Genomic DNA, 1,382 nt, shown 5'->3' on the forward strand with positions numbered 1-1,382 from the left:
TTAGGGGTAGGTTTGGCTGCCGGTGTTATTGGTTTAGCGGCCGATACCTTGGTGGAAGATATTAACTATACCATGGTCACTGATGTTCAGATCACTGAGCGAACTAACGGTAAAGTTATGACCAATGATGTCGCGGCGCTGACACAAGGGACTTCTGGCTACAAAGTCCAAACCAGTGCAAAGGAAGAACACAAGCAAAAATACCAAACACGCGTGATCTCCAATGCCAATAAAGTGAATTTGAAGTTTGAAGAAGCTAAGCCAGTTTTAGAAAAAGAATTGGCGAATGCAATCAGCAATATCCTGTAATGGCATTGCTTTTCATGCTGATTAAAAAACGCTCAGTTAATGTCTGAATAATCGAGTTCTGAAGTGAGTGTTTAAAATTAACAAGCCCAGTGGGTATTCACCTGCTGGGCTTGTTGCTTTTATTTGCGTGCTGTTGGCTATTCACTGTCGTGGCTATCGCTATCTATCACTATGCCACTCAAGGCGATCAACACAGTTAAACGCAAAGCTAATAATCAACGGCATCACGAATGATCGGGCAGGTCATACAGTGACCACCGCCGCGACCGCGACCAAGTTCACTGCCGACAATTTCAATCACTTCAACGCCTTGTTTGCGTAATTGAGTATTGGTTTTGGTATTACGATCGTAAGCCATTACGACGCCAGGGGCGAGGGCGACCACATTGTTACCACTGTCCCATTGTTGGCGTTCGGTATCGTAATCATTTCCTTCGGTTTCAACGACACGCAATTTTTTCAGATTCAAGGCCGCGGCGACGGCCTCGACAAAGGTGCCTTTATCACGCTTAAGCTTCATGCCGGTGGGGCCATCAGAAGGACGCAATGAGAAGGTTTTAATTTGGTTGACGATTGCAGGGTACAGCGTGACGACATCACGATCGCAGAAGGTAAATACCGTATCCAGATGCATGGCGGCACGCAGTTTGGGCATGGCGGCAATCATCACACGTTCAACGCCGGAGTTTTTGTTGGCAAACAGCGCCGCGGCTAATTGCGTGATGGCTTGATGTGAGGTACGTTCACTCATGCCAATCAGCACGGTTTTATTTCCAATCGGCATCACATCACCGCCTTCCAGCGTCGCGGTGCCGTGATGTACGGTCGGATCACCCCACCAGAAATTGATCTCTTCGTTCGCAAAGTCGGGATGGAATTTATAAATCGCTGTGGTCAATACGGTTTCTTCGTGGCGGGCCGGCCAATAAAGCGGATTAAGTGTTACCCCGCCATAAATCCAGCAGGTGGTGTCACGGGTATAAAGGGTGTTGGGCAGTGGCGGTAAGAGATACTCGGTAATGCCGACTGCTTCACGGATTAATTTCAACTCCTCCAGATCCGCATAGCCTTCG

The 1,382-nt window shown here is 48.0% G+C and carries 2 protein-coding genes; one reads left to right on the plus strand and one right to left on the minus strand.

All coding sequences use genetic code 11. The features are described 5' to 3' along the window. Positions 1 to 309 (plus strand): complement resistance protein TraT (gene traT / locus ACRC27_RS01615; RefSeq protein ID WP_438639013.1); only part of this gene is annotated, 309 nt, incomplete at its 5' end. 208 nt (positions 310 to 517) lie between these two features. On the opposite strand, the gene ACRC27_RS01620 is transcribed toward traT, so the two are convergent. Beyond that, on the minus strand, positions 518 to 1,382 hold an 865-nt coding region (locus ACRC27_RS01620), incomplete at its 5' end, for an arginine deiminase family protein (RefSeq protein ID WP_438639015.1).

It is taken from the genome of Plesiomonas sp., assembly GCF_051650925.1.
GTDB lineage: Bacteria > Pseudomonadota > Gammaproteobacteria > Enterobacterales > CAMTGL01 > Plesiomonas.